This window comes from Nostoc sp. DedQUE04 (assembly GCF_034530995.1).
GTDB lineage: Bacteria > Cyanobacteriota > Cyanobacteriia > Cyanobacteriales > Nostocaceae > Nostoc.
Window position 1 is genome coordinate 1 of sequence record NZ_JAVRCA010000059.1, and the last position, 23,164, is coordinate 23,164.

The 23,164-nt window shown below is 41.3% G+C and carries 21 protein-coding genes and 1 pseudogene; 9 read left to right on the forward strand and 13 right to left on the reverse strand.

The window, feature by feature from the left end:
- The 4 genes and pseudogenes from RM049_RS29895 to RM049_RS29910 all read left to right on the forward strand — a co-directional run.
- Positions 1–218 (forward strand): annotated as a pseudogene (locus tag RM049_RS29895) (hypothetical protein); the annotation flags it as partial.
- A 46-nt stretch (positions 219–264) separates the two neighbouring features.
- Positions 265–390, forward strand: a complete 126-nt coding sequence (locus RM049_RS29900; protein ID WP_322706741.1) for a hypothetical protein — start codon at positions 265–267, stop codon at positions 388–390.
- A gap of 183 nt (positions 391–573) precedes the next feature.
- Complete coding sequence (locus RM049_RS29905) at positions 574–978, forward strand: DUF4112 domain-containing protein (protein WP_322706742.1); 405 nt, start codon at positions 574–576, stop codon at positions 976–978.
- Between the two features lie 377 nt (positions 979–1,355).
- Positions 1,356–2,561, forward strand: a complete 1,206-nt coding sequence (locus tag RM049_RS29910) for a glutathione S-transferase family protein (protein WP_322706743.1) — start codon at positions 1,356–1,358, stop codon at positions 2,559–2,561.
- A gap of 4 nt (positions 2,562–2,565) precedes the next feature.
- On the opposite strand, the gene mtnB is transcribed toward RM049_RS29910, so the two are convergent.
- The 4 genes from mtnB to cutA form a co-directional block, all read right to left on the reverse strand.
- Positions 2,566–3,201, reverse strand: a complete 636-nt coding sequence (gene mtnB, locus RM049_RS29915; RefSeq protein ID WP_322706744.1) for a methylthioribulose 1-phosphate dehydratase — start codon at positions 3,199–3,201, stop codon at positions 2,566–2,568.
- Complete coding sequence (locus RM049_RS29920; RefSeq protein WP_322691696.1) at positions 3,192–3,821, reverse strand: HAD-IB family phosphatase; 630 nt, start codon at positions 3,819–3,821, stop codon at positions 3,192–3,194. Before RM049_RS29920 ends, mtnB begins: the two co-directional genes overlap by 10 nt.
- Positions 3,822–3,970: 149 nt before the next feature.
- Positions 3,971–4,525 (reverse strand): acireductone dioxygenase, encoded by a 555-nt coding sequence (locus tag RM049_RS29925; RefSeq protein WP_322706745.1) that lies wholly within the window; start codon positions 4,523–4,525, stop codon positions 3,971–3,973.
- 175 nt (positions 4,526–4,700) lie between these two features.
- Complete coding sequence (cutA, locus tag RM049_RS29930) at positions 4,701–5,015, reverse strand: divalent-cation tolerance protein CutA (RefSeq protein WP_322706746.1); 315 nt, start codon at positions 5,013–5,015, stop codon at positions 4,701–4,703.
- Between the two features lie 383 nt (positions 5,016–5,398).
- Here cutA and RM049_RS29935 point away from each other — a divergent pair, with 383 nt between their 5' ends.
- Positions 5,399–5,779, forward strand: a complete 381-nt coding sequence (locus RM049_RS29935; protein WP_322706748.1) for a pyridoxal-dependent decarboxylase — start codon at positions 5,399–5,401, stop codon at positions 5,777–5,779.
- Between the two features lie 164 nt (positions 5,780–5,943).
- On the opposite strand, the gene RM049_RS29940 is transcribed toward RM049_RS29935, so the two are convergent.
- The 9 genes from RM049_RS29940 to RM049_RS29980 form a co-directional block, all read right to left on the reverse strand.
- Positions 5,944–7,041, reverse strand: coding sequence for a sulfate ABC transporter substrate-binding protein (locus RM049_RS29940; protein WP_322706777.1), 1,098 nt, complete (start codon positions 7,039–7,041; stop codon positions 5,944–5,946).
- Positions 7,042–7,509: 468 nt separating this feature from the next.
- A complete protein-coding gene (locus RM049_RS29945) occupies positions 7,510–7,740 on the reverse strand; it encodes an EF-hand domain-containing protein (protein WP_322671254.1) in 231 nt (76 codons plus the stop codon).
- 488 nt (positions 7,741–8,228) lie between these two features.
- The gene (locus RM049_RS29950) at positions 8,229–9,731 is read right to left on the reverse strand and encodes an HlyD family efflux transporter periplasmic adaptor subunit (RefSeq protein WP_322706749.1); all 1,503 of its coding nucleotides are present in this window, start codon (positions 9,729–9,731) and stop codon (positions 8,229–8,231) included.
- A 46-nt stretch (positions 9,732–9,777) separates the two neighbouring features.
- Positions 9,778–11,997, reverse strand: a complete 2,220-nt coding sequence (locus RM049_RS29955) for a peptidase domain-containing ABC transporter (RefSeq protein WP_322706750.1) — start codon at positions 11,995–11,997, stop codon at positions 9,778–9,780.
- Between the two features lie 243 nt (positions 11,998–12,240).
- Positions 12,241–12,675: a hypothetical protein gene (locus RM049_RS29960; protein WP_322706751.1), complete on the reverse strand. Its 435-nt coding sequence runs from the start codon at positions 12,673–12,675 to the stop codon at positions 12,241–12,243.
- A 713-nt stretch (positions 12,676–13,388) separates the two neighbouring features.
- Entirely contained in the window at positions 13,389–13,805 is a 417-nt protein-coding gene (locus RM049_RS29965) for a hypothetical protein (protein ID WP_322684200.1), read from the reverse strand.
- A gap of 545 nt (positions 13,806–14,350) precedes the next feature.
- On the reverse strand, positions 14,351–15,106 hold the full coding sequence (locus RM049_RS29970) for a peptidylprolyl isomerase (RefSeq protein ID WP_322706752.1): 756 nt from the start codon (positions 15,104–15,106) through the stop codon (positions 14,351–14,353).
- Between the two features lie 165 nt (positions 15,107–15,271).
- The gene (locus RM049_RS29975) at positions 15,272–16,021 is read right to left on the reverse strand and encodes a pre-peptidase C-terminal domain-containing protein (protein WP_322706753.1); all 750 of its coding nucleotides are present in this window, start codon (positions 16,019–16,021) and stop codon (positions 15,272–15,274) included.
- Positions 16,022–16,371: 350 nt separating this feature from the next.
- Entirely contained in the window at positions 16,372–16,647 is a 276-nt protein-coding gene (locus RM049_RS29980; RefSeq protein WP_322706754.1) for a hypothetical protein, read from the reverse strand.
- Between the two features lie 324 nt (positions 16,648–16,971).
- Here RM049_RS29980 and RM049_RS29985 point away from each other — a divergent pair, with 324 nt between their 5' ends.
- The 4 genes from RM049_RS29985 (at position 16,972) to RM049_RS30000 (ending at position 23,124) form a co-directional block, all read left to right on the forward strand.
- A complete protein-coding gene (locus tag RM049_RS29985) occupies positions 16,972–18,174 on the forward strand; it encodes a sigma-70 family RNA polymerase sigma factor (protein ID WP_322706778.1) in 1,203 nt (400 codons plus the stop codon).
- A 58-nt stretch (positions 18,175–18,232) separates the two neighbouring features.
- Positions 18,233–19,384 (forward strand): DUF1822 family protein, encoded by a 1,152-nt coding sequence (locus RM049_RS29990; protein WP_322706755.1) that lies wholly within the window; start codon positions 18,233–18,235, stop codon positions 19,382–19,384.
- 527 nt (positions 19,385–19,911) lie between these two features.
- Positions 19,912–22,269: a CHASE2 domain-containing protein gene (locus RM049_RS29995; RefSeq protein ID WP_322706756.1), complete on the forward strand. Its 2,358-nt coding sequence runs from the start codon at positions 19,912–19,914 to the stop codon at positions 22,267–22,269.
- A 36-nt stretch (positions 22,270–22,305) separates the two neighbouring features.
- Positions 22,306–23,124: a DUF928 domain-containing protein gene (locus tag RM049_RS30000; protein ID WP_322671235.1), complete on the forward strand. Its 819-nt coding sequence runs from the start codon at positions 22,306–22,308 to the stop codon at positions 23,122–23,124.
- Positions 23,125–23,164: the final 40 nt, after the last annotated feature.

Consider the following 23,164-nt stretch of genomic DNA (forward strand, 5'->3'; position numbering starts at 1 on the left):
GGGTCTATTCTGTCGCCATTAGCCCGGATGGGCAGACGATTATCAGTGGGGGTGATAACGGCACAGTGCGGTTGTGGCAGGGTAGTTGGCGTGCATGGTTGCAAGTCTGTTGCGACAGGTTGCGTTACCACCCCATCTTTACCAATCCACAAACAGAGGAAGCAAAAGCCGCTTGCGAAGTCTGCCAAAAATATGTTTGGAGTAAAGTAAGCGGGTAAAAACACGGCATTGCCGTGCCTCTAAGAAAGTCTGTACTCGACTCAATTGCAAACGGCTATCAAAGCAGTAAGTGTCGGTTTGCGCTGGCAGGAACTTGCTGCTTACCTGCAATCACAAATACACGAACACGCGATCGCCTTTCTGGATTTGCAATATATCTATATATATTAGTTTTAGTCATAAAAAATAATAGAGCGTTGTTTACCACCGCAGGCATCGCAACAAACTATATCATCCATTTATCTGCTTTTTTAGGCAGTATTCAGGATTTTTATTCATACTTGTTATTTCTAACGGTACAAGACAAATAACTAGAAATGGTGCAATTTAAAAGTAGTGTAAATATGGTCAATTATGGACGCTGCCAAACGCCTTGCTACTCTAAATCGCATCCGCAAACTTAGCCGTCTGATGGATACATCAATACGTATTCCTTTGACAGGTTTTCGCATTGGCATAGACCCAATCATTGGTCTAGTTCCAGGTGCTGGTGATTTAATCAGTACAGCGTTTTCAGCTTACATTATATTTTTAGCTACTCAGTTTGGCATCCCGCGTCAAGACTTAGCCAAAATGATTTTTAATGTAGGTTTGGAAACAGTCGTTGGTACTGTGCCTTTAGTGGGTGATTTGTTTGATGCTTTCTATAAGTCCAACATTCGGAATTTGGCAATTTTGGAGCAACATTTGACAGTAGTTGAACCAGAACTAAAAAAAGTGTCTGATGAACTTTATCCTCAGAAATTCAGCCAAATTTAAGTAGGAAAAGAGCGTAATTTACGGTCGCAGGCATTACCATTGCACATTTACTATGTATTTTCTAGTATATTACTAGCCAGTTGTGGCGAAGCGATGACCGAGCGCTGTGGGTGGGCTGCTGAGTTCTTCTACAGCGTTGGGTCAACAACTGGCGATTTGCGTCTGTTCTGTTGATATCTCATTTAAACGGCAATTCAAAAACAAGTTATGCCAAATTGCCAAAACCTTTAAGCGTGGTATCGTCACTTCAACTTTTTCTTAAAAGAGAAATGGAAAGAATTGATTGGCAAACCTATCGGTTAAATTAAGCCTTGGTGTAATTGAAAATATTGTAGAGTATAGAGTTGTCCTAAGTATTGCCCTACGCAACTCCCCCTATGACTACCGCACCCTTAAGCTGGGAAGAACTAGAAACCCTCACGGACTATCAAATAGATACCGTTAATGGTCTCACCAATGCTAGAGCCAGGTTGCGCTTGTTTGGTCAGCCGGAATCTGATGTGCGGGTAACGCTGTACCGCGATAACCACGCCTGGTGTCCTTACTGTCAAAAAGTTTGGTTATGGCTAGAGGAAAAACAGATCCCCTACCGCATCGAAAAAGTGACAATGTTCTGCTATGGGGAGAAAGAAAGTTGGTACAAACGTAAGGTACCATCAGGAATGCTCCCCGCGATCGAGCTAGATGGACGGATTATTAAGGAAAGCGATGACATTTTGATCGCTTTGGAAAAGGTTTTTGCTCCATTGAACCAAGGGATGGAAGACCATAGGGTGCTTCCTCTACGGCAATTAGAACGACTTTTATTTAGAGCCTGGTGCGTTTGGCTATGCTCTAGAGCAGGTTCGTCTCAACAAGAACAACGCAACCGAGAACAATTTATCGGAGTGGTGGATAGGGTAGAGTCGGCTCTGGGTAGCACCCCAAGCCCTTACTTTCTAGATAGCTTCGGCATCGTCGATGTTATTTTTACGCCATATCTCGAACGGATGAATGCGAGCCTTTACTACTACAAGGGCTACTCACTGCGGGAGGAAAACCCTCGTTTGAGCGCATGGTTTGCGGCAATGGAAAGCCGACCGACCTACTGCGGTACCCAGAGCGATTTTCACACCCACGCACATGATTTGCCGCCCCAGATGGGGGGCTGTTGGGAAAACGGCGAAACCCAGATGCTTCTCAATAAAGCGCGGGTGGATAACGGCCCCTGGTTTGGACTACCAGATGTTACTTATCCAGAGCCGGAAAACTCCCGTATGGAAGCTCTTAAACGAACTATCGACCACCGCATTAATATTATCCGAGTCAACCCCTTAGATGATAAATTGTTCGATCGCGCGCTACGTTGTGCTTTAACACACATGATGACAGGGGAAGACTGCGTACCTCCATCGGGATCTGATATGGCTCTGCGATATTTGCGCGATCGCATTAATGTACCACGAGATATGTCTATCTACGCAGCCAAGCGATTGAGGGAATCCCTGGAAAAAACCGCAGCCCTTGCGGGTGATGGGCAGCCAGCCCCCATTCCCATTAAGCATCGACGAGATCAAGACCCCTCTAACTTTGCCATCAAGTAGGATTTCAGATATTTATGCCTAACCGAATGGCAGCAACCATGTAGCGAAAGATGTAGTCTAATAACTCAATATAATTCCGAGCAGCTTCAAGAGAACAAGCCCAAACTGTCAAACCATGATCCCGAATTAGTAATGCGGATATTTGCGGTGGAGTGACGGCAAAGCGTTGTTCAATATCACCAGCAATCTGGGCAACTTGAAAATGATTAGCAAAAATTGGCATTACACAACAGGAATTTTCTTGCCAAACTCCCAAACCTTTGAGCATTTCTAGGGGTGGTAAAAGTAAACTATCACCTTCAACCAAACGAGAAACCAAATTGCTCTCAATAGAATGTATATGATAACAAGCAAGTGATTGTGGAAACAGGCGGTAAACTAATTGATGAATAGCTGTTTCAGCTGAAGGTATCACCTGGGTGGCTGATGCTTCTATTTTGCCATCTGGAGCAATCAGAACAAAATCGTTGAGTAATAACTCACCCTTAGATTTACCACTAGCTGTAATCCAAAAACTACCATCAGCTAATCGAGCCGAGAGGTTGCCGGCAGTTCCTACCATCCAACCTTGTTGGTAAAAATACCGAGCAGTGGCAATTAGTTGCAAACGAGGATCTGGTAATGTTGGGTTTAACTCCATGATTTTGCTAAATAATCCCGGATTTGGAAAAAATCATTCCAAGGAATATAGGGTTTTTGGTGTTCATCTAAATATTCTGCTAAGGGAGAGCGTGCAAAGACAACAGAAGCTTGCAATCCCATATTTAAGTCGGTAATGGAGTCACCAATCGCGATTTTTTCATCGGCTGGGTACCGATCCATAACTTGCACCTTAGCGATCAGTTCCGTATCTCCTTCGTATTCAGAATTTACTTTTAAATAAGCACTGCTAATATCGACATCTACAGCATAAATTTTCTCTATTCTATGCACTATCCTATCCAAAACAACCTCTACCATTCCCCGTAGTCCCCCAGAAATTACTATTAATGAAACTCCCTGAAACTCCAGAAAATCCAACAATTCTATAAACCCAGGACGTATCAATTGAGGTTTAGTAAATTCCAGAATTTCTGGATAACTTGCAGATGGAATTGATTGCAGAATTTCCTTGACTCCCTCTCGCAGTGTCAGCCTTTTTGCATACATTTCAGGCAGTAGTTTTGCAGAAAGTACTGGTGCAAACTTTCTCAGAACCGCGACAAAAGTTTCGTCAACTGTAATAGTGCCATCAAAGTCACAAAAAACAATCCGCTTCATACTAATTCGTAATTTGCAATTCGTAATGTTTGATAATTTAGAATTGAGCGAAGAAAGATAGAAGGCAGAAAATACATTTTTAACCTCTGCAAAGCGGGTTTAAAGCCCCTAAATTTATTTATGTCAATTACTTTCTGCCTTCTGCCTTCTTAACTCAGCAGGGATTGGCGGGTGCGAATTTCTCTGCCTGTATATTGGGGTATCCAACCTTCTGTGGTGATGAAATAGCGTACTGCTTTCACTCGCTTTGCTGGGGTGAGATAAAACCAATGTTCGGTTCCGGCTGGAATGTTGATATATTCTTCTGGTTGTACTGTCAGTTCTACTTGACTACCATCAGAACGTACAAAGCCAAAAATCGCTTCTCCATCAATGATGTAGCGGACTTCATCATCTGCATGGGTATGAATTTGGTCAAACTTTGCCATTGACTCATTAAGGTTAGGAATCCCTTGATGAAGGACAACCAAATCACGAGATTTATAGCCGGCTGTCTGTTGTAGTTGCTCAAAGTAACTATCTATTGCTTTGAGTACTTGTTCTTTTTCATCTTCGTTGAGACTATCCTGTGCCAACAAATGTTGGAGTTGAGGGTTATTTCCTACCGTCTGACGATTAATTTGAATATTCAGGGGGGCTAATTCTTGAGCAATGTGAATTAAATCGGTGTAGAGAGTTCCATTTTCTAGTCTGAGAACTGCCATTTTTGACCTCCAGTAAAATAGTTAGAATAAGCCTTTTGAGGCATAAGGAACTTCCAACTAAAAAAATATCCTATCGCTGTGTAAGTAAAGGAGAAGGCTTGCTGTGAGTGACCCGTGCCGAGCGGTACTGAGGTAAGCCAACGGGAGTAGGGGAAGAAATGGTATTAGGTAATTTCTATTGTGAGCGCGGTGAAACTTCTGCATTCAACCAATTGACAAAACCCTGATTAACTGCTGTCGGATAAATTTCGGCGATGAAATTAGTATAAGTAATATGCTCATGAATAAGTTTTTCGATTTCTAAAGCATAACCATCTTGAGTTTTGATAATTAAAACAACTTCTGGTTCTTCAGTAATTTCTCCTTGCCAACTATAAGCACAAGTAATCGGGAACCAATTGACACAAACTGCTAACTTACATTCTAGTAATGCCCGACCAATTTGACGCGCTTCATCTGTATTATTTAAAGTTACATAGTAGATTTTCATAAAAGTTTCCGACTTACAATTAGAGTGAGAAAACACGCCTTAATCCCTCTTGCTGGGCTACTGTTGCTTGCAAATGGGGTAAATGAGTATCTAGAGCTTCCACAGATGCCCACTTCTGTCCAAAAGTAAACTTATTTTATCTCTTTATGCCAGTATATTGACTCTGTTCTATCGATTGAGGCAGTAGTCGTGACTATTGCTTTGAAGTTTTGGGCTTACCTACTAATAGGATCGGTAGGGCTGGATGCCATTTAATACTTCTTGGTTAAGCAGAAAAGGGAAAAGAAAAAACCTTTAACCCAAACCCAGTAACCTTTTCGCAAAATCCGATTCCGAATTAAAAATACTTAACCGAGAAATATTGAGATGCCATTGAGTCGTGTGTGAATCTTTTGGCAGGGGGAGTAATCCAAGACTCAGCTAATAGTACTTCTTTAGTCGCTTTGATAGCAGCTAAAGAACAGTTAAAAACAGATATTAATCAACTGGTTGTCTACACTTCTACTGAAGCACACTTTTCAATTGAGAAAGCCGCTATTGTAGCGGGAATTAAGCGAGAAAATTTCCATTTAATTAAGGTTGATGCTGATTATAGAATGTGTCCAGAATTACTACAACAGCAAATTGTTACAGATATTAAATTTGGGTTAATTCCTTTTTATATTGCTGCTACTGTGGGGATATTAACTTATTCGTTTCAAAAAAGTATTTCACGGACGAGTAAGCTTTTTCTACCTTTGTCACTTTGGGGGTTTATCTTTTGATAGCAACATTTTGACTGCGATCGCAAAGCCTTCAAGCTCTTTAAATAGTAATTTTTGTTTGAATATTTATCTAAGATTGTAGACCATAGGCTTTTCTATAACATAGCTTATGGTCTAGGCTCCTAATCTTGTAGATTGCAAAGTTTATGAAAATTTTTACCCATTTACTTTAAAGACTTCTGAGCTTGGATTCGATCGAAAATAGCACCTTCATCAAAAAAATTCTGTTGAATCTTGTTCCATCCTCCTAAATCTTCAGCTTTGAACAGAGTTTTAACTTTAGGAAAATTGCTACCCAATTCTTTTGCAATCGTATTATTCACAGGACGAAATCCTATTTTGGAAAATTCCCGTTGTACCTCTGGGGTATAGAGATATTGAACAAATGCTTCTGCAACTTTCCGAGTCCCGTGTTGCTCGACGTTCTTATCTACCACAGCAATTGGATTATCAATAGATATATTCACATTAGGGACAATATATGAGAATTTTTCGCCTTTTTGTTTTGATAAAATCATTTCATTTTCATAGTTGAGTAAAGCATCCCCTTGACCTTGTTTAAAGAACAATTCGCTGGCATTACGAGCAGTCTTGGGTAGCACAGGTACATTTTTATAAACTTTAGAAGTAAAATCTAATGCTTGCTTCTCATTCTGACCAGTTTTTGTTATGTAACCCCATAAACTTAAGAAGTTCCATCGCGCACCACCAGATGTTTTTGGGTTAGCTGTCAGTACGCTCACTCCTGGTCTTGTCAAATCTGTCCATGTTTTAATATTTTTGGGATTTCCCTCACGAGTAGCGATCGCACCTACGGATTGGGTGACAATTGCATTATTTGGGGCTTCTTTTTCCCAACCCGGTTGAATAAAACCTGTCTGAACCAGTTTGTCAACATCAAGGGCTAGTGACAGATGTATCACATCAGCCTCTAAACCATCAATCACATTTAGGGTTTGAGAACCAGACCCATCATAACTTTCAGTAAACTTCAGATTTTGGTTATGCTCTTTTTTCCATTTTTCTACAAATTGGGGAATAATTTGCTCGTATGCAGCCTTTGTCACTGAGTAAGAAACAAACGTTAGGTTTACATCGCGCTCTGAAGTGGCGATTCTATTACCAGTGTTATCAACATTAGCTCCAGAGCAAGCACTCATCACTATACTTAAGCTTACTCCTGCCAAAAATAGGGATATAAACCCCCAGTTTCTTATAGCTTGCCAAGCTTTAACAGTACGAGTGTGAACTTGTTTCCTGATATAGTTTAACTTCCAAGTATGCTGCCGCTTGTTTCTCAAAATTTCCCTCCTCTATTAAATTCGGTAAGCCGAGAGATTTACTGTAGTTTAGAGGTATTATAAGATAGTTGCGATTTATTGCATAACCTTTGGTTAACCTCAATTTAAACAAGTTGTATATGTAGAACACCGAAAGCACTTCGCCTGCCGGATCGTTGAGGCTCAAATGGTGTCAAGTTAAGCTCAAACAAGCAACTAGTAGTTCGCGAAGGAAACGCAAGCGGGGTAAAGGGTAAGGGGTAAAGGGGAAAGGGAAAATAACAAACCTTTCCCCCTTTCCCCCGCCCTTTATCCCCAGAGGGGGCCCCACCTTCACCATTTCCCGACTTTGCCAAGAAGTCCAATGACCATGAAAATTGCAAATCCCTCAAAGCGTGGGCTAGAGAGGGATTTTTGATTATTGGGTATTGGGTGTTAGGGATTGGGTTGCTAGTTTAAATTATTTGCTTTCTCAACTGCTTCCTTTAACTTTTCAAAGGTAATACTACCGTCTTTGTCTGCATAATTTACTAGCAATTCCTGGGGACTAGTGGTATTTGTTTCTGATGAAATGATTGCACTTAAGCCAGGACTTAAAAAAAGATCGTTAATGAATACTTTACCATCTCCATCGGTATCTAAGGAATTAAAAAGGGATTGAAGCTCTTGCTCGGTCATGATAAGTTTCTATCTGAACTAGTTTTTCAACTTAATATCTCATTAATCTTTGATTAATATCTCAAAATTAAAAAAACTTGTATCTTTAGACGTAGAAACGGCGATCGCTGGGGCTTAGATCGGGTGTACGCTGTGGGTTACAGGGTTTACAGTCTGACAACGAAAATAAATCGACATGGATGCGCCTTCTTTCTAACGTAGTCAGATATTTCGCTCGACGACTGCCCGAATTCAATATAGGAATTTAGCAAACTTGCTTTTATTAAACACAAAAACGATCGCTTTGCCAACGCCTGCTGTAGGATGCTCGAAGGGCTGTAGGGCGCGCAACAGTTGAACTGATACAAAGCGTAGACGCTGCATCAGTGAGGAGTCGCAGTCTTCTTCCAAGGGGAGACAGTTAGTAAGGGCGGGTTTCCCGACTTGAGACGACTGTCGTAGGCTCTGCCGACTTGTACTCCTACGCGGTAATAGTTACATTAAAGAAAAAGTTACAAATCACTAATCAACCTCGCCTTACGGAGAAAGAATTGCAGCACGGTTTCTTCACGGGAAATAATATCAACCCTACCCTCCATACCCAATTGAATATGACACTGGTTTTTCCCTTTACCTAAAACCAGAGTTTCCGGTTCAATTGTGACTTCATAAAAAGCTCCGGGCGCAGTAGCTTTTGGGCTAGTAGTGCCATTCATCGATATATTTGTGCCATTCTTTTGAGGAGCGATCGCATCTGGAGAAATGGTCTGCACTTGACCATTCAGAGTACCATAATCTGGGTAAGGACAAGCGCTGACCCGCATTTGGACTTTTTGACCAATTTTTAACTTACTTTGCTCATCAGATGCCACCGCAGCCTTCAAAACTTGAGGTGCATCAGTGGGGACAATTTGCAATACTTCCTCGCCAGCCCGCACAGTTTGACCTGAGTTTCGCAGATTGAGTTGAGAAATGATACCATCGGCGGTAGCTGCGATCGCGGTTTGAGCTAAATCTATTTCTGCTTGCTTGAGTTCGCTAGTATCATGCTCTAACTGCTTTTCAATTTCAATCCGTTGGTTAACTAGGGTTTGGCGTTCTTTTTCTAATGTTGCTTTATTACTTTCCCCTCCGGCTTTTTCTTGAGCAATTCGCTCAGTAGCAACAGTTACTGCTGCATTACTTGGATTTACGGCAACTTGGGCGCGTTGTTTTCTGGCAATCACAGCAGATACCGCTTGTTGTAACCTTTCAATTGTCTGTTTTTGCGCCTCCACTGCTGCAAGTTGTGCCTTTACCGCTTGCTCTTGCTGTCTGGCAGATAATTGTGCTTCTTCCAATTGATCTTGAGATAGCGCCCCTTGGTTGGCTACACTCTCATATCGCTTCTGTTTTGACTGCGCTACACCCAAAGCAGCTTCAGCAGCATGGAGATTTGCTTGTGTTGTTTTTAACTGTGCTTCCCCAGCCAGCAATTCTTTCTCAGCAATTTTGACGTTGGCATCAGCTTCTTGGAGTTCGGAAACAGTTGTCAGATTTTTATCTTGATATTCGCGACGGCGACCGCTCAATTCGGCTTGAGCGCCAATAATAATCCGGTTAAGGCGGTCAGTTTCGGCTCGAATCTGGCTATTAAGGGAGCTAATCTGGGCATTAATTTGCACTAGTTGTAACTTAGATTGTTGAATACTAGTTTGCAATTGGCTTTTTTTAGTTTGCAGACGCGAGTCATCAATAGTTGCGATCGCATCTCCTTTTTTGATAAGTTGATTTTCTTTGACATAAATGTGCATAACCTGACCTTCAGTCGCCGCTTGCACAATTCGCAATTCACCCGCCGGACGCACAACCGCCTGTGCTTGGACTGTAACCTTATACTTACAAATTGCAGCAAGTGGCACAGCTAATCCGAGAACGCAGAGAATAAACATTCCGCCCCATGTTGTCCAACGAGTAATTGGTGGGAGAAATTCGTTTGTTTGAATTGGGGGGAGAAAATTTGTATTGCTAACCATGACCTTTTACAAATTACGAATTACGAATTACGAATTACGAATTATCTTAATTAATAGTGGCAGTCTTACCGTTATGATGAGCCGGGGAAGATATTAGCGCCAAATCATTATGAGAGAGAAAAATATCATCTAAGAAATCTAAATGTTCGCCAGGTAAAGAGCGCAATTCTTCTGGTGTACCTTGAATTTTTAAGCGTCCTTGCTCTAAAAATACAATTAAATCTGCTCTCTGTATTACCTTGGGACGGTGACTAATTAAAATAGTCGTTTGATTGTGACGATGGGATAGAAGTCTATCTAGTACTTGTCTTTCGCTTACTGGGTCGAGTGCGCCCGTGGATTCATCTAAAATTAAGACTGGTGGCTGAGTAACTATGGCTCTGGCTATGGCTAATCTTTGGCGTTGTCCACCAGAAAGATTAGCCCCAAATTCTCCTAAAACAGTTTGATATTTATCAGGTAGTTTGCTAATAAATTCATCTGCACCTGCAATTTGACAAGCTTTGACAATTTCTTCAAAACTAATATGGGGATAGCTAAACTGGAAGTTATCAATAATCGAACGACTCCAAAAGTGGGGTTCTTGAGGAACTAATACTACTTGTTGACGCAAACATTCTAAGGATAAATCTTGCTGATTATAAAAACCATAACGAATATTCCCAGACTCGACTTTATATAAGCCTGTGAGCAATTTTGCCAGGGTACTTTTACCACAGCCAGATTTGCCAATTAAAGCAATAACTTTACCGCCAGGAATAGTTAAGGAAAAATCTTGTAAGAGGTCAACTCTACCTGCGTGATGAAAGTTCAGTTCAGTGCAAGTTATATCTGCATTGCCAGGAATTTGTGCCCAAGGCTTTTTAAAATCATTTTCGGATTCTGGGGTAGCGTCAATCACTTCTGTCATCCGTTGCAGGACTATCTGGGCTGTGATAAACTCATCTACTAAGCCGATCGCAGCACCTAAGAAGCCAAGAAAGTTGCCACTCATGCCGTTATATGCCATTAATTGACCGATTGTTAAGGTGCGATTAATGACTAAATAGCTACCCATCCAAAGAATGCCAATACTAATGAAGGTAGAAAGAATACCAGTAACTGTACTGCTATACAGTCCCAGTTTCATCATACTCCAGCCCAAGTTGGCGAGGCGACCATAATTCCCTTGATATTCTGACCAAGCTTGGGGAGTGGCTTGGGTAGTTTTTAATACTTGGATGCCGCGAAATGTTTCTACCAAAAAGCCTTGGTTTTCTGTACCAGAAATAATCAGATTCCGGGTTTTCTGGCGCATCGCGGGTAAGAAAAGCAGGTTAACACCCGTGACAACTATAAATGCAACTATGGAAGCTAAAGTTAGTTCCCAACTGTAAAAGAGCATAAAACCTAAGGAAATTACAGCAATAAAGAATTGACTGGGTAATCCGAGGACAATTTGGGAAACTAAGTTATTGATGGCTTTGACATCGGCAATGCGGCTGACAACTTCTCCACTGCGTCGTCCTTCAAAGTAGGATAGGGGTAAATGTAAGAGTTTGCGTCCGTATTCTAGAATTAATCCTAATTGCAATCTTTGACCGAAATGACCGATAAGGTGAGATTGGACTAAGCTAATGGCGCTTCTAATTAAGTTCATGGCAATAACGCCAATGGCGACGGTGGTTAGTAGTTGGGTATCACCTCGTACTAAGACATCATCGGTGAGGAGTTGCATCATAAAAGGAGATGCCAAAGAAAGTAGTCCAATAGCGATGTTAATAGCGATCGCTTGAGCGAGAATAGAACGATAAGGCCAAACCCGTTGCAGATATCTTCCCAAACCGCCAATTTTATCTGATTCTTGTTGATAAAAACGACTGTCATCTGGAGTCAGCAGCAGCATTACGCCATTACCCCAACCCGCCATTAACTCTTGACGGGTAAGATGACGAATACCAACCCCAGGGTCAGCAATGACGTATTTTTTGCCTTTTTGCCCGTATAATACGACCCAGTGGTAGCCTTTCCAGTGAATAACTGCTGGTAAGGGAGCTTGATGTAATTGGTCGATTAGTTGGGGACTGGCTTTAACTTGACGGGCGTTGAATCCTAGTACTTCTGCACCCCGCTTCAATCCTAGCAAGGATGTTCCTCTGGAACCTGTGCCTACGGCTTCTCGGACGCGGTTGAGGGTAAATGTGCGTCCGTAGTGTTTGGCAATCGTGGCAAGACTTGCTGCACCGCAGTCTTCTTCACTGTGTTGAAGGACTATTTGGTATTTCATCTTCTGGTATGATGATTGGCGAGAAAATACAATCGAGTCTTGTGACCCGATTGTATTAAGTGTTTATTTTTTCCATTCAAACTTTTGACTGCTTGGGGTATAGTCAAAAGTAGTTGATAAGAGCGATCGCTTGGCAGTCCCTCAAGACGCACCGATTGCGATCGCTCAAAGATATCCACCCCACTCTTTACTATTAGGTCTAACTGAGTAGGGACTCTTTAGGTTGTCAGACAACCAGTTCAGTTAGACTTCGTAAAATTCATATCTCCTTCCTGGTGCTAGGTCCTGAGTCCTATTTTGTACCCCTGGCGCCAGTAGATCGAGATCCCAACTTGCTGTAGCAATTGGATTTAGACCTAGAAAATTTGAAACTTGCCCTGGGGCAATGGAAAGATTATTGCCAGCGTTAGGAGCATCATAGGCTAGGTCATAGAACAAATTGTAGCCAGTGCTATTTGTTATTTGAAGAACCGTCGGATTGGCTGTCAGGGCCGCATACCTAGCAAAACCTTGTTGGGTAGGTATGGCGGCCTTAGCTGGACCGACATCTCTAATTAAAACTGTAAACTCTCCTCCCTCAATCATTGCTCCTTGTTCGGGAGTTAATTCGGTGAACAGTTGTTCTTGACTAACAACAGAAGAGTTAGAAGTAGAAGTGATGCTATCGATATTTAACATGATTTTTCTCCTTGTTTAATTAGGTTATGCAAAGAGAATTAGGTAAGTTTTGACACGTTGCATATTTGCAGGATGAATTTGCGGCTGTAACCATCGAAATTTTGTTCTGCATTTGCTGAAATTATCCAATGATTCAACTAGTCTCCAAAGAAAGCATCTTTTTCGTGATACTTACTAAATGAACTTCTCTGCATATCACTCTCTACGATGACTTTTAATCTTTATGCACTTAAATCAGAAAATTTTTTGAAAAATCTGTAAAATGCTTAGGCAGTCAAGGAAGTGTTGGGTTTCGTTTCTCAAGCTAACCTACTAGGTGACATGCTTAAAATGTTGAAGTTAAAAAACTCACAAAAACCAAAATTCAATCATTAACATAACTACTCAACCCAATAAATTAAGCTTGCCATGCTACTAAACAACTTAAGGTTTTTGACGCTAAATCAAGCCTATTAATGTTGAAAGACTATTTGGTATTTCATTGTCAATACAAATGCTAATATAAAAATAGAAGTCGGGGTTTTATCCCCGACTAAAGATGATATTTAGTTGGTCAAACCTAGACATCCGAGTACTAAGCTATTTCTGGAAACTTCTACCAATTTGAAAAATGATTGCGATATATGGATCGCCCAAAAGCTTAGTCACTAACTCTTTTACAATCCAAAATCTAAAATCCAAAATGGTACTACTCAAGTCGGTTTGTAATCTCTTCAACTGACTGAGTAAGATACTCTGTATCTAGAACCGCCCCCACTTATAGTAGTTCTTTGTATGCCGTTTGTTGGGCCGGAGACGGAAAAACCGCCTAGAGCGTCGTCAGAGTCTGGCCAATCACTATCGAAAAAGCTGATTTCTGCATTTTCAAAAAAGTTAAATTCCCAACCTAGATTTTTACCATCTCCTGCACTCATGCCACCTACATCGAGTCTACTGCTTATCTCGTCAACAGTGACGTTAGCATAAACATCATCCTGGCTAAAACTATCTGCACCATCTTTCAGGCAAACTATACTACTTACATAGAGGTTATATCCTCCTTCAATGATAGCCGCTTCTTCTGGTGTTAGGTTAGTGAAAAGTTGTTCTTGAGCAACAACAGCAGCGTTAGTAGAAATGATTTTTGACATGAACTTTATCCTTGATTTTAGTTTGCTAAATACACTTAAGAATTGCAGATTAGGCTACCTTGTTAATTAGATCGTACAAAGATAATTAAGTAGCTTTTAAAAAGTTGCATATTTGTGTGATGAATTTGCGGCTGTAACTATCGAAATTTTGTTCTGTATTTGACAAACTTATTCAATGATTCCGCTATTCCCCAAAGAAAGCATTTTTCTAAATGAACTTCTCTGCATATCACTCTCTACGATGTCTTTTAGTCTTTATGCACTAAGAACGGAAAAATTTTGAAAAAGCTGTTAAATCCTTATGCATGAAAAAATCGGGGCACTTGCCCCGACGTTATATTGTATTCAGCTTTTTAGCTCAGATTTTTGAGTAGTTAGCTCTTCGATCTGAATCGAGATAGGACAATCTAACCTCGGAAATTCAAATCAGTAAATCAACTTGAGAATTGCAGATTAGTCTACCCGATAAAGTTCGATATCATAATATTTTCTAGAGAGTAATAGAAGAAGAGTAGTTGAAAATTTTAATTTTGAATTGCTATGATTCACATCCAGGTTTTTTCTTCCGGTGACAGTTGATTTACTTGCTGTTGAAACCAAGTTTCAAAATTTTTTTGCAGTAATCGCTGGCGCATAAAATTGTCCAACTGGGCAGTTATAAACTTTTCCACACGTAAAATGATCCATGATTCTCCAAAGGGTATGGGTGGTTGAACTATACCCACTTGCCTTGTGCAAAGTAACTGAGCAAAATTGGGAGTAATAGTACCAAGTTCTACTGGGCCGACGATGCCGCCTGTATCAGCTTCTGTCCCTTGAGAATATTCACGCGCTAGTTCAGCAAATGACTGTTCCCCTTCTGTAATTCGGAAAAATAGTTCGTTGGCAGTTTCTCTATTTTCAGTCCGAATTAAAGAATAGATGACTTTATCAAAATGTTTTTTGTATTTGAGAAAGTGAGATTCTAGTTGATGTCCCCAAGTTATTTGCTTGAACTTTTCAACTCTGAGCTTTCGGGTTGCGAAAAGTTCTAATTGCTCTTGAGTCAGACAATAACGCGAACACCAATCTTGGATTTTTTGCTCGCTTGTTAAATCCCAATGCTGATAAAATTGCTCTAGAGCATGAGATGTTTCTGCTTGTGTGCAGGTGATTGGTGCGATCGCAGATTCGATAATGCTCTGAGATAACAATTGCCCAATCAGGTTGTAACTAGCCAAAAATGGAATAATTTCTTTAGGTAAGACCGAGATGCAGCTATGCCCGTCGTAGACATCGCCTATTTGTAAAGCTTTAGTCATATTTCAAGACTATTTTGTTGAAATATTTAATAAGTGCAGCGATCGTTTTTGGAATAAAGCGGCAAAGTTCAAGTATGATTCTCTGCCACAAGACTATTTACGTACACTTGAGAGCATTACCTTACAATGCTTTCAATTACCGCCTATCACTTCTAATGCCTAAACTTAAGCATCGGTGGTGGTAAATTGGTCAAAAGTTAAGGTGTAGGCAGTCTGTGTACTACTAAATTGATTGACCTGCAAGAAGTAATTACCAGAAAGATTAGTGTTGGAAATTACTTCCGATGTAATACCACCACTAGTAGAACGTGCAACTTCCTCACCTGCATCAACAATACGATTGTTGTTATAGTCCGCAATCAGTCGGATGTCAGCATCACTTTGGAGTCCGCTCAGTGTAATGTCAACACCCTCAAATAATCCCAGAGAGAATTCGTAAGTATCTGTGGTGTTGGTATTACTTATTGTCCCAAAGCGGGTAACATCACCTGACAAGTCACCAAGTGCAAACTCTCTAGGCAAAAGATTGCTGAAACCACTTAGCGAACTATTAGGTGTAGTTGCAGACAAGGCTAAATTGTAACTTACATCGCCTGATGAAGTGCTAAAGCGACTGACTTCGGCAAAATAAGTACCTGCGTCTGCTCGACGATTAAGGAAGTCATCTGCGTTGCTCCCCCTAGTGGAAGAATCAACTAGTTGGTCGCCTGTATCAAAGAAACCGTTACCGTTATCTTGATAAAGGCGCAAATCGGCATCATCACCAGCACTGATATTTGTCAGAGACAAATTGATGTTTTGGGTGGTGTCAATTCTGAACTCAAAGACATCAGTGGAATCTAAAACATTTAAATTAAAGTCATTGCGGGTAACAGGGGTAGCAGGTAGAACACCGATATCATCGTAGACAGTCATTTTTGACTCCTTTTGTTGGTGATATTGGTTGAAGTTCAACTCAGCAGATGTAATTTTTTGTCTGGATTCCAGCAGCAAATTACCTGCAATTCAATTCCAGGATTTGAGAACATGACAACCTAAAGTGAAGACTTTATGACATGAGTCTTTTGGGAATTCATGTTATCTTCAGCAACTAGTACCGCAAGGCGGAAGTCACGCATAATTGGATTCCGAGCTTCTTGCGCCATTTGAAATGGTGAACCAGCGCTGCAGAGGGAAACCCTCCCGCAGGCGAACGAGATAAGAGACAATCTCTACAAGCTGGTTCTAGGCTGGCTTTCATGTTAATTTAACAGCTATCTGGGGTACTATGGCAGCAATCTGTAGGGCAAAGCGATGCCACCATCACCGGGTACGACAACTGGCGGCAGAACAACTGGCGGCAGAACCTCGGCAACAAGTTCTACTACGTCAGTAGCTGTCTCTACTACGTCAGTAGCTGTCTCTACTACGTCAGTAGCTATCTCTACTACGCCAGTAACTATCTTTTTTAATTTCTTAAAGGGGTTCCGACCGCCATTAATAGCAGCTCCTTCTTCAGGGATTAATTCAGTGAACAATTGTTCATGCTGATTGTCTTTCATGTTTTTCTCCTTGATTAAAATTGACTTAAGTTTCCTAAAAAGAAGTTTTTCCTCAGGTAGAGGAATAAGTAATGAGGCAGTAATCAAATGCCCCATGCAGAGATAATTAAATAAATTTTAATTCACCTTATTTGCACCTTTTTTGTAGTACTTACTAAATGAACTTCTCTGCATATCACTCTCTACGATGACTTTTAGTTTTTATGCAGTTGGATGAAAATTTTTTGAAAAATCTGTAAAGTCCTTATGCAGCAAGGAATTAGCTTTTGCACCTATGGCTGTATAATTGAAATCAGCTATGTTTCAAACAACGGCAAGTATTCCATGCAACCCCGACAGGGCATTATTGAAATCTTTTCTACGTTTGTGCAATTCGATCTAGACCAATTTAGTGGTTGGGCAACAGATGCCAAACTGCGACGTAGTATGAAATTTTGCCTGGAGGAGTCGTCAACTGAGAAATCAGATACCTTTTGGGCACTTTATTGGTATAGAGTTTGGCAGACTGAATCTAGTGCTGTGGCACAGGCACATATTTCTGCTTATTTACAAGAGGTGTGCTATTGGACTGCTAGAAAATTCGCCCTCAACTTTCCCACGCAGTCGTCTGTAGCCGATTGTTTTCAGATGGCGATCGCTAATACTAACAAAATACTCAAAAATTTCAATCCTCAATACAGTTCGCATTTAAAAGCCTATGCACAATTAACTTTTGAATCGATTATCAAAGATGCAGTGCGCTTACAGCGGGAAGCAGACATTTGCTCAGACTGGGCATTATTGCACAAACTCAGCCGCAAACGACTAGTGCATTCATTACAAAATGCCGGATTTAACAAAGAAAGCATCGAAAGTCATGTTTTAGCCTGGGAATGCTTTAAGGAACTCTACACAGGTGACAATACAAAAATTCGTCAGTTGGCCAAACCAGATGCTCAAACTTGGGAGGCTATTAGTAATCTTTATAATGCAGAACGTTTGGGCCGATTGAGTTCGCCCACTGCCGCAGCCAATCAGCAAACCATAGAAACCTGGGTATTATCTGCTGCTAAAGCTGCCCGTACTTTCCTCTATCCTAAGTTTGTTTCCGCAGACGCTCCCCTCAAAGAAGATGAAGGTAATTTATTAGATATACTGCCTGTAGATTTGCAAACATCTTTACTAACGGAAATTATTGAGCAGGAAGAAGCTGTGAATATGCGATCGCAGCAAACTCAGTTAAACCAAGTTTTGCACCAAGCGATCGCTGCACTCGATGCTGAGTCCCAAAAAGTACTACAAGCTTACTACGTTCAACAACTGACTCAACAAGAAATTGCTGCCCAGCTAGAAATTAAGCAATATACTGTTTCCCGTCGCCTGAGCAGTATTAAAAAGTCATTGCTCCTGACTCTTACACAATGGAGTCAAAACACCTTGCATATTTCCCTTAAATCCGACGTAGTAGATGCCATAAACACAAGTTTAGAGGAATGGCTCAAAGTCCAATATAGCCATACCCAGATTCAATCAGCAGACAAGAAATAATTTTGTCTCTCCCCTCTCCCTAATATGGTCTTTATATGGAGCCATTCTAAAATTATTTATGTTGAATTCACCTCCCCCATTCACTATTGACTCACAGCATTTATACTTGGAAATTACTAAATTTCCAGAAGTGCAAGAACAACCATACTCAACAGCTGGTACTTGTCAACGTGGGTGGATAAATCAAAAATGCTTGCAAGCATTTTTGCCTTGGTTCCAGGAGGAAATTGCTCCCACCGCCAGGGTTTATCCTAACAGTGCGGCATTGCCGAGTTTTTGGGAAGTAGTCAATGGCACAGCTATTAGTTTCGAGCGCGATCGCCTGGTATTAATTCCCACCCTGGCGATGGATGACGATGAATTACGCGTACCGCAAGAATGGATAGATATACCAGAGTGGATTGCTGATTATTACATAGCAGTACAAGTTAATCCCGATGATGGCTGGATAAAAATTTTTGGTTACACAACCCATCAAATTCTGAAAACAAAAGGAGTTTACGATGCTGGCGATCGCACTTACAGCTTGGAAAGTGAAGATTTAATTCCAGATATTAATGTGCTGTGGGTTACACGCCAACTCGATCGCTCAGAAGCCTTACGTGCTGAGATTGCACCAATAGATTCTATTAGCAAAACCCAGGCAGAAAACCTTTTAGAAAGGTTGGGCGATCGCAATGTAAAATTCCCACGTTTAGCACTTCCATTTTCACTCTGGGGTGCGCTCTTGGCACATAGCGGTTGGCAAAAAAAGTTGTATGAACTGCGTCAGGGTTTACTCATACAGCGATCGATTCCGCAATGGTTGCAGACAGGGGTAACTAATTTAGCTCAACAGTGGGGATGGGAAAAAAGAGAATTCGTTGTAGTACCTGCCGGAATGCGGAGTGCAGAACCAGTTCTCGGTTTGTCTCGGCGAATAAAAGTTGCAGAGCAAACATACGAGTTACGCATTTTCCCAAAAAGCACTTCTGAGGATTATGTTTGGCGTTTTGAATTGCGAAGTACAACTGTTGATGGTCAAATTCCGGCTGGGTTTAAGCTCCGACTACTAACGGAAGACTTACAAGCTTTTGAAAATAATCAAGATACAGCAACAACTCCTGTAGATATGTTGTATTTGGAAGTAATTTTGGAACTAGGAGAAGGATTGGTTTGGGAAATAGAACCCACACCTGAAGACTATGAGCGAGAGATTTTGCGGTTTTAAGTTTTACCTTCAAAAATCTTCACGGTTAGCTTCTATTATTTACTCTTAAACTGAATTTTACTACACACAACAACCTAGTTAGCAACCAAGATATATATAGCAGGGTGTAAGGGCACGGCAGTGCCCATAGGTGTCAATTTAACGTGAAACCTTGTCAAGACGTGATATTGAGTTCATTCACTTATGGTTACTCACAGCGTCACCTCACCTCGGTTTTGTCTAAACCCAAAACCGTCCCTCCTCTTACCACGGCTACGGTGTACACACAAGTCAAATTACCCCCCTCAATCCCCCCGTGTATTGGGGGGAAGCCGGAAATCGAATTCCCTCTTAAAGGGGCTGGAGAATTGTCGCCCACTAACTAACCTTGCAAAGAAGAGAAGCCGGAAATCCAGTTCCCTCCCCTTTACAAGGGGAGGGTTAGGGTGGGGTAAAACATATGTGCAACAAGCGTTTAAGCTGAAGTTGACACCAATGGTCAGTGCCCTGCCCCTACGGGTGTACTCAACATCTAGGGAGAACTAGCTGTGGACAAGTTAATCATCTTAAAGTTAGGGGAGGGAAACTTTGAACAAGGGTTTACCGTGACTCTACAGATTGGCGATGAAAATGTCCGCCCGACTGTGGAAATCACAGGCGAACTTCCCCCCAACCCGGAAATTCTTCGCGATTATCACCGTTGGCAATCTATTTATCGTAATTTAAGGCTGCCATCTCGTCCGATTGGTTTAGCTAAAGAACTTACCCAAGCCCCTAGCCTCGAATACTGCCAGCAGGTGAGTGAGGAATTTAAAGTAAGTTTTAATACTTGGCTTGCTTCCGATTCCTTTCGTTCCATCCGCGAGAAATTGTTAGAAAAACTCATGCTTGCGGATAATATTCGGATGCTTTTACAAACCAAAGACCTGCGATTACAGAAATTTCCCTGGCATCTTTGGGATTTGATAGAACGCTATCCCCAGGCGGAAATCGCCTTGAGCGCTCCTGGCTACGAACAAGTCAACCTTAACCGCATAGCAACTACATCCGATAAAGTAAAAATCTTAGCGATTTTGGGTAACAGTCAAGGTATTGATACCAAAGCAGACCAAGCGCTACTTAATTTGTTACCCAATACAGATATAACTTTTTTAGTTGAACCACAATGCCTTGACCTTACCGATCAGCTATGGGAGCAGAATTGGCAGATTCTATTTTTCGCCGGACATAGTTCCACTCAGGAAACGAATCAAACCGGAAAAATCTATATCAATCAAACTGAAAGTCTAACAATTAGCCAGTTAAAGTATGCCTTGAAAAAGGCAGTAGAACGAGGTCTAAAACTAGCGATTTTCAATTCTTGTGATGGCTTGGGATTGGCCTGGGAGTTTGCAGATTTACATATTCCCCAAATTATCGTGATGCGAGAGCCTGTACCCGATCGCGTCGCGCAACAGTTTTTAAAGTATTTTTTAGAAGCCTTTGCGCGGGGAGGCTCGATATATTTAGCCGTCAGGGAAGCACGAGAAAGGTTACAGGGACTAGAAAACCAATTTCCCTGTGCTACATGGTTGCCTGTGATCTTTCAAAATCCGGCTGAGATGCCGTTGAATTGGCGGGAATTGTTTAGAAATCCACCCAATCTTCCTGCATCATTGTCTCAAACCACGCCTGTTAGAAGAACCACAAATCGGCTTGGCTTTTCATTAATATTACTGACGAGCATGGTAGTAACCGTAATATTAATCGGGATCAGGTATTTGGGCGTGCTGCAAACATTAGAGTTAAGTGCATTTGACCAACTGGTACGCTTGCGCCCTCCTGAAAAACCAGACTCACGCCTGCTGATTGTCACTGTAACTGAAGAAGATGTCCAGGCGCAAAAACCGGAAAAACCTCAAGGTTCGTTGTCAGACAAATCACTTGCCCAACTGTTAGAAAAATTAGAGGCATATCAAGCACAAGTTATTGGTTTGGATATATACCGAGATTATCCAGTGGATAAGGATTATTCAGCATTGGCAAAAAGGATGCGAAAAAGCGATCGCTTTGTCGGGGTGTGTCAACTCAGCGATTCCCAAACCGGAAAACCAGGTGTAAAACCACCCCCAGAAGTTTCTTCACATAATCTCGGTTTTAGCGATATTGCCGTAGATTCAGATAATGTCGTGCGTCGCCAGCTGTTAGCGTTAACTCCTGCGCCCTCATCTCCTTGTACTGCGCCCTATGCCTTGAACGTTCAACTGGCGCTGCGTTACCTGTATACGAAAGGAATTCGGTTGCAATTTACCCCTGATGGCGCATGGCAATTAGGGAAGGTGACATTTAAACCAATAGAAGCTCATGCAGGAGGTTATCAAAGGGTTGATGCTTTTGGACACCAAATTTTATTAAATTATCGTTCTTCTCCTTCACCAGAAGCGATTGCACCAAGTATGACCTTACAACAAGTGTTAAGGGGTAAGCTAAATGCCAATGCAGTCAAAGGCAAAATAGTAATTATTGGCACAACAGCAGAAACTTTTGGTGATTACTGGTTAACTCCCTACATCACTCCTCAAGGAAAATTACAGGCAATACCAGGAGTATTTTTACAAGCCCAGATGGTCAGTCAACTGCTCAGTGCTGCTTTGGACGGAAAACCTCTGTTGTGGACTTGGCCGCTTTGGGGTGAGGTAATTTGGGTTTGGGGTTGGTCTTTTTTAGGCGGTTTATTTACTGCTTATCTGCACCGATTCATTTACTTAAGTTTGGCAGGAGGAATAGCCATTATTAGTTTATACGTTAGCTGTTTTATATTTTTAATTGTATATAGTTGTTGGGTTCCGCTAATTCCTGCTATGTTGGCTTTAGTAGTTAATAGTTTAATAGCTACAACTTACTTAAACATGAAATTTAAAAACTAATATTTAACAAGTCAGAATTCAGGAGTCAGAATTCAGATGAAAAGCTATTGGCAAAAAATGCAATTAATCGCGGCAGTGGGAATGACTTTGTGGGGAATTATCGGCTATTCTCCAATGATTTGGATGACACCAGTTGCGGCGGCTACTCCTAAGAAATTTTCGCCTCCTCCGCCTCCTCCAGACAGGGGTGCAGCAGGCGATCGCGGAGGGGCTGCAAGTCGCGGTTGTGGCGTTGGGAATCAGTCTGTAGTTGGACTTGTACCTATATATAAAGAGACAGTCAATCAAGGAAAAACAGAAGCTGTTTCTGTTACTAAAGTTTGGGGCTTGACGAATGAGGAATATCCAACTTTTTGGTTTTTTGTCCCCTATCAAAAGTCTCTAATTGATTCTATTGAATTTGTTGTCAAAGATGAGTCAGGTAAATCAAGTCAAACTCTTTACCGAACAATAGTAACAATACCAGAAACACCAGGAATTGTTAGCATTCGCTTAAACGCAAATGCTTCTCCATTGCAAGTAGACAAGATGTATCACTGGTTTTTTAAGATAAAAGTCATTTGCAATCCACAACAACCTCCAGAACGAGAGTATGTGGAAGGATGGGTGCAACGAGTCAATCCAAATCCTCAATTAGTAGATAGCTTGAAGCAAGCAACTCCTCAGCAACGGGTAAACCTTTATGCCGAAAATGGTATTTGGTTCGATGCCTTAACTACTTTAGCTGAATTACGTCTTAGCAAACCTGAAGATCCAACTCTAGCGGTGGAGTGGATGAATTTGCTTCAATCCGTAGATTTAGAGAATTTAGCTAAACAACCTTTGATAAAATGTTGCCAAGCTAATGCAAAGTAGCACAGCAGAGCAATAGACCTTTTGCAAAAGTCGTCAGGCA

Coding starts and splice junctions, on each gene's coding strand:
- mtnB (WP_322706744.1), bottom strand. CDS start 3,201: ATGGAGTTAAACCCAACATTACCAGATCCTCGTTTGCAACTAATTGCC.
- RM049_RS29920 (WP_322691696.1), bottom strand. CDS start 3,821: ATGAAGCGGATTGTTTTTTGTGACTTTGATGGCACTATTACAGTTGAC.
- RM049_RS29950 (WP_322706749.1), bottom strand. CDS start 9,731: ATGGTTAGCAATACAAATTTTCTCCCCCCAATTCAAACAAACGAATTT.
- RM049_RS29975 (WP_322706753.1), bottom strand. CDS start 16,021: ATGACTGTCTACGATGATATCGGTGTTCTACCTGCTACCCCTGTTACC.
- RM049_RS29965 (WP_322684200.1), bottom strand. CDS start 13,805: ATGTCAAAAATCATTTCTACTAACGCTGCTGTTGTTGCTCAAGAACAA.
- cutA (WP_322706746.1), bottom strand. CDS start 5,015: ATGAAAATCTACTATGTAACTTTAAATAATACAGATGAAGCGCGTCAA.
- RM049_RS29980 (WP_322706754.1), bottom strand. CDS start 16,647: ATGAAAGACAATCAGCATGAACAATTGTTCACTGAATTAATCCCTGAA.
- RM049_RS29985 (WP_322706778.1), top strand. CDS start 16,972: ATGCAACCCCGACAGGGCATTATTGAAATCTTTTCTACGTTTGTGCAA.
- RM049_RS29955 (WP_322706750.1), bottom strand. CDS start 11,997: ATGAAATACCAAATAGTCCTTCAACACAGTGAAGAAGACTGCGGTGCA.
- RM049_RS29970 (WP_322706752.1), bottom strand. CDS start 15,106: ATGACTAAAGCTTTACAAATAGGCGATGTCTACGACGGGCATAGCTGC.
- RM049_RS29960 (WP_322706751.1), bottom strand. CDS start 12,675: ATGTTAAATATCGATAGCATCACTTCTACTTCTAACTCTTCTGTTGTT.
- RM049_RS29925 (WP_322706745.1), bottom strand. CDS start 4,525: ATGGCAGTTCTCAGACTAGAAAATGGAACTCTCTACACCGATTTAATT.
- RM049_RS29910 (WP_322706743.1), top strand. CDS start 1,356: ATGACTACCGCACCCTTAAGCTGGGAAGAACTAGAAACCCTCACGGAC.
- RM049_RS29905 (WP_322706742.1), top strand. CDS start 574: ATGGACGCTGCCAAACGCCTTGCTACTCTAAATCGCATCCGCAAACTT.
- RM049_RS30000 (WP_322671235.1), top strand. CDS start 22,306: ATGAAAAGCTATTGGCAAAAAATGCAATTAATCGCGGCAGTGGGAATG.
- RM049_RS29990 (WP_322706755.1), top strand. CDS start 18,233: ATGTTGAATTCACCTCCCCCATTCACTATTGACTCACAGCATTTATAC.